The organism is Pedobacter sp. (assembly GCF_035566355.1).
Lineage (GTDB): Bacteria > Bacteroidota > Bacteroidia > Sphingobacteriales > Sphingobacteriaceae > Pedobacter.
Genome location: NZ_DATMRL010000559.1, coordinates 1 through 5,249, shown reverse-complemented (window position 1 = coordinate 5,249; position 5,249 = coordinate 1). Strand labels below are relative to the sequence as shown.

The 5,249-nt window shown below is 46.5% G+C and carries 6 protein-coding genes; 3 read left to right on the top strand and 3 right to left on the bottom strand.

Going from position 1 to position 5,249, the window contains the following annotated elements; all coding sequences use genetic code 11:
* Positions 1 to 848, top strand: an 848-nt coding sequence (locus tag VNZ46_RS21945; protein WP_325562613.1) for a Gldg family protein, incomplete at its 5' end; no start/stop codon positions are given.
* A gap of 61 nt (positions 849 to 909) precedes the next feature.
* Complete coding sequence (locus VNZ46_RS21940) at positions 910 to 1,734, top strand: glycerophosphodiester phosphodiesterase family protein (RefSeq protein WP_325562611.1); 825 nt, start codon at positions 910 to 912, stop codon at positions 1,732 to 1,734.
* Here the strand turns inward: VNZ46_RS21940 and VNZ46_RS21935 are convergent.
* On the bottom strand, positions 1,727 to 2,299 hold the full coding sequence (locus VNZ46_RS21935) for an RNA polymerase sigma factor (RefSeq protein WP_325562609.1): 573 nt from the start codon (positions 2,297 to 2,299) through the stop codon (positions 1,727 to 1,729). The two genes, VNZ46_RS21940 and VNZ46_RS21935, sit on opposite strands and share 8 nt — an antisense overlap.
* Positions 2,300 to 2,670: 371 nt before the next feature.
* Here VNZ46_RS21935 and VNZ46_RS21930 point away from each other — a divergent pair, with 371 nt between their 5' ends.
* Entirely contained in the window at positions 2,671 to 3,942 is a 1,272-nt protein-coding gene (locus tag VNZ46_RS21930) for a sugar MFS transporter (protein WP_133779257.1), read from the top strand.
* On the opposite strand, the gene VNZ46_RS21925 is transcribed toward VNZ46_RS21930, so the two are convergent.
* On the bottom strand, positions 3,912 to 4,652 hold the full coding sequence (locus VNZ46_RS21925) for an MIP/aquaporin family protein (protein WP_325562607.1): 741 nt from the start codon (positions 4,650 to 4,652) through the stop codon (positions 3,912 to 3,914). The genes VNZ46_RS21930 and VNZ46_RS21925 overlap by 31 nt on opposite strands.
* Positions 4,653 to 4,681: 29 nt before the next feature.
* The gene (locus VNZ46_RS21920; protein WP_325562615.1) at positions 4,682 to 5,239 is read right to left on the bottom strand and encodes an FGGY-family carbohydrate kinase; all 558 of its coding nucleotides are present in this window, start codon (positions 5,237 to 5,239) and stop codon (positions 4,682 to 4,684) included.
* Positions 5,240 to 5,249 lie beyond the last annotated feature (10 nt).

Sequence of the window (5,249 nt, the reverse complement as noted above, 5' to 3'; positions counted from 1 at the left end):
GGGGTTCACTGATCAACCAGGGATTTGACATGGACAGTGTGTCTTTGGAAAAAGAGGAAATTCCGAAGGAGATTTCCGCCTTAGTGATTGCAGATCCAAAGGTTGCCTTCAGCGCGTCAGCATTGACTAAGCTCCGTAAATATGTCGCTGAGGGCGGGAACCTGATGATTTCAGGCGAGCCTGGCAAACAAAGCGTTGTAAACCCTTTACTCGACTCCCTTGGGGTCCAAATGTTAAACGGGACCTTAGTTCAGCGTAGCCGGGACTATTCCTATGGCCTGGTCACCCCGTTACTGGCTCCGGGAGCAGTAGCCATGTCACCTTGGTTACAGCCTTATTATGCCTACAAATTTGTGGTATCGATGCCAGATGCGGCCGCATTAAGTTATAAGGATAATGGACCTTTTGATGTTCATCCTATTTTAATCACAGATGCTCAAACAAGTTGGCTTAAAAAAGGAAAGTTTACCCTGGATTCAGCAGCTCTGACCGTGGAATCGAAAAATGGTGATGAGCAGGGCTCATTTCCGACAGCATTGACACTGACCCGGAAGGTAAATAACAAAGAACAACGGATCCTGGTATCCGGTGATGCCGATTTTTTCAGTAATATGGAATTGGCCAGGATCAACCTACGCACCGCCAATTCAGGCCTTGCGGTCAGCATTTTCAGTTGGTTTGCCTATGGAGAATTCCCGGTGGATGTGAGTCGACCGGAATCTAAAGACAATACCATCAAGCTCACCAAACCCCGTGTAAAAATTGTACAGGTTGTATATTATGGTGTGATTCCAGGAACACTGTTCCTGATCGGGATGATCTTGCTGATCCGCAGAAAACGTAAATAATAGGGTATCCGGATTACCTCTTTTTTAAAGAATAGTTGTCTGTAGTGGAAAAACACAACATATGAACATTAAAAAAATCCTTCTGTCTATTCCTGTAGGTTTATATTGCCTTACGGCCTTTGGCCAGCAGTCTTCGGCAACATTACCAAAATGCAAAAATGGATTTGTGGTTATAGCACACCGCGGAAGCCATCTGGTCAAGCCGGAAAATACCGTTGCAGCCATTGAAGATGCCATTCGGCTTGGAGCAGATTATGTAGAGATCGACCTGAGGACCACTAAAGATGGTCATCTGATGCTGAGCCACAATGAAACGGTAGACGGCAGGACCAATGGGAAAGGTCTGGTGAGTGCGCTGACCTGGGAGGAGATCTCAAAACTCTCGGTAAACAGCACAGATGGCCAGATGTATAAGATTCCAACCTTCAAAGAAGCCCTGAAAGCTTGTAAAGGAAAGATCAACATCTATCTTGATTTTAAAAATGCGGATGCCGCACAAGCCTATCAGGAAATCGCAGGGCAGGGGATGGAAAAGAGCATCCTGGTTTATTTGAATAAAGCCGGTCAGTATGAAGCCTGGAGAAAAACAGCCCCTCAGGTGCCACTTATGGGGCGTTTGCCTGAAAATGTACAAACCAGAGAAGAACTGAAAGCCTTTCTGGACAGCACTTCCTTAAAAGCAGTGGATAAAGCATCAGGTGCTGTGCTTTTGGCAGCGCTGAAAGCAGAAGGTGTCAGTGTTTTCCTCGATGCACAAAGTAAGGATGAAAATCCGGCAAAATGGAAAGCGCTGATGCACGAAGATGTACAAGGGCTCCAAACGGACCATCCCGAAGCATTGATTGGTTATCTGAACCAGAACGGATGGCGCAACGGGCTTAAATAGCGATATTCCTGGCTCTTGACTTGATGTTGCGCAGTGCCAGAACCATATGTTTTTTAACGGTTTCGAGTGCAATATCCAATTCTTTTGCAATCTGTGCCTGCTTCATTTTATCGCTGCGGCTCAGCACGTAAACTTTTTTTTGCTGCGGTGGAAGTGATTCTACCGCAGCATCTATCCAGCTATAATAATCAAAGGTGTCTTCCGGCTGTTCTGGTGAAAAAAGAACGGTGTTTTCCATCCATTGCTTTCTTCTGTTGTCCTCCCTTTTGTGCTTCTTCAGGCAATTGAAGGCATGATTTCTGGAGATAATCAGCAAATAAGATTTAAAACAGGTGATGTCTTGAAGTACCCTTCTGTTGATCCAGACGTTTAAAAAAACATCCAGTGCAATTTCCTGTGCCAGCTGCTCAGATTTGGTGAGGTATAACATCCGCCTTTCCAAAAGGCCATAATATTGATTAAACAATAGAGTGAAAGCCCGTTCGTCGCCCTGTGCTACTTTGGTGAGAATTTCCCGGATGTTGGATGAAGCTGAAGGGTACATGTCTTTAGTGAAGAAATGCATGAATAGACAGGCGAAATTAGGCTAATTAGACCACTAAAGTAGCCCGGAAGGGCTTTTTAGATGTGATCATTTCGTAAACAAATTGTGTCTTTTATGTAAGGAGCTTTTACCCCATCAAATCAGGTGCAAACGTTTGTGTGCTCATTCTGCATCTTTCTGTCCGATCTTAACCGTATTCAACCCTGATATCTGGTCATTTGAGGCATAAAGTGAAGATATTTGTCTGTTTGGTCAAACGTTTGCGTAGTATTCTTCCCATTTCTTTGTTTTATATTGAGGCAATTATCCATACTTTAAAGAATTATCCACTTTAAACGATGAAATAGATCGAAAAAACTGGATATATTTGAATTCAAGAACCTAAACTTAAAATGATACCTAAACCAACAACCACCAAAACAGCTTCAGGCTTTACATTGAATCCAATCGTTATTATTGGCGCCTTATTCTTTATTTTCGGTTTTGTAACCTGGCTCAATTCCGTATTGATCCCTTACCTGAAACTGGCCTGCGAACTCAATAACTTTGAATCCTATTTGGTGGCCTTTGCTTTTTATATTTCTTACCTGGTGATGGCCATTCCATCTTCCTGGGTATTGAAAGCAACCGGATTTAAAAAGGGGATGGCAGTTGGATTGGTGGTGATGGCTGTAGGTGCCCTTGTTTTTATTCCGGCTGCAAAAACCCGTACCTATGAATTGTTCCTGCTGGGGCTGTTTATCCAGGGTACAGGCCTTGCGATCCTTCAGACCGCATCTAACCCTTATATCACCATTCTTGGTGCACCCGAAAGTGCGGCAAAGAGGATCAGTATTATGGGGATCTGTAATAAAGTTGCCGGTGCAATTGCGCCGATTGCACTTGGAACCGTAGCCCTGAAAGATGCGGACGGAATCAAAGCTAAAATTGCCAGTATGACGGCCCTGGATAAAGCAACAGAACTGAATACACTGGCAGAACGCGTAATTTTACCTTATATCATTATTGTTGTCGTGCTGATTATTCTTGCCGTGTTGGTCTATCTCTCCAGCTTACCGGAGATTGATACCGATAAAGAAGACGAGGCTGTGGCAGCAGCAAACACCAATAAAACCAGTATTATGCAGTTCCCGCATTTGTTGCTGGGTGTATTAACGGTATTCATTTATGTAGGGGTAGAGGTGATGGCAGGAGATACCATCATCAGTTATGGTGCTTCACAAGGCATAGCCTTATCTACAGCGAAATTCTTCACGACTTGTACCCTGGTGGCCATGATTGTGGGTTACCTGATTGGTATTTTTTGTATTCCAAGATATCTATCTCAGGAAAAGGCCATGAAGGTTTTTGCCTTGATCGGTGTGGTTTTTGTACTACTGGCCCTGTTTACACATGGTTATGCTTCTGTATTGTTTATAGCTCTTTTAGGTTTGGCCAATTCTCTAATGTGGCCAGCCATCTGGCCTTTAGCCCTGGCTGGCCTGGGAAGATTTACCAAAATCGGATCTTCTTTACTGATCATGGGGATCGCCGGTGGGGCCATAATCCCTTTAATCTACGGTCGTCTGGCAGATATTGTTAATCCTCAGCAAGCCTACTGGATCATGGTGCCTTGCTACCTGTTTATCTGGTATTACGCAGCCAGAGGCCATAAAGCCAAGTAAACTACTGCAGCTATGGCTGCTCCGATAATAGGGCCAGCGACAGGGATCCAGGCATAAGCCCAGTCGCTGCCACCTTTGCCTTTGATGGGAAGTATAGCGTGCATGATGCGGGGACCAAGGTCCCTGACCGGATTGATGGCATAACCTGTGGTTCCACCCAGGGAAAGTCCGATGACCCAAACCAGGAAGGCAACAGGAATCGCACCAACTGAACCCAGACCTATTGGTGTTTTCTGCGGGGTAATCTCTGCACCTGTAATGTAGAAGACTGTAAATACCAATACAAATGTCCCAATAATCTCACTGATCATATTGGAGGTATAATTGCGTATCGCAGGACCGGTACAGAATACAGCCAGGATAGAAGCCGGCGGATTATCCCGGTTGAAATGATCCCGGTACATGATCCAAACGAAAAAAGCACCAGCTGCTGCACCCAGGAGCTGCGCGGTTACATAGGGTAATACAAGGGCCCAGGCAAACTTGCCGGCAATAGCCAGCCCAATGCTGACGGCTGGGTTCAGATGCGCGCCACTATAAGGGCCGGCAACAGTAACCCCAACAAAAACAGCAAGGCCCCAGGCTGTAGTAATGACCATCCAGCCGCTGTTATTGCCTTTGGTATCTTTTAAAACAACATTGGCAACTACGCCATCTCCAAGAAGGATCAGCAGGAAAGTGCCTATAAATTCAGCAATAAAAGGAGACATACTTATAGGATTTAAAGATAATACTTGAACTATTCTGATTCCGGAAGTTCGTCTGTCCAGGATTGCGCGGTATGGATTGCCCTTTCCCATCCTTTGATCCCCTTCCTGATCTGCTCAGGATCTCCTGCCGGCAGGAATTCTTTTTCCGTGGCCCAAAGCTGCTGGATCTCTTCGACACTGTTCCAGTAACCCACGGCCAGGCCTGCCAGATAAGCGGCACCAAGAGCTGTGGTTTCCACTACGGTTGGCCGGATCACTTTACAACCCAGGAGATCGGCCTGGAACTGCATCAGCAGGTCATTCGCCGCGGCTCCGCCATCGACCCTCAACTCGCTGAGCCGCTCGCCCGCATCGTTCTGCATCGCCTCGAGCAATTCGGCGCTCTGGAACGCGATCGACTCGAGCGCAGCGCGAGCGATGTGAGCGGACGAGCTACCGCGAGTCAAGCCGATGATTGCGCCGCGGGCGTGAGGATCCCAATAGGGAGCGCCCAGGCCGGTGAAGGCCGGGACGAAATAAACGCCGCCGGAATCCGGCACGCTCGCAGCAAGTCTTTCCACTTCATTGGAGGAAGAGAAAAACTTCATTTCGTCCCTG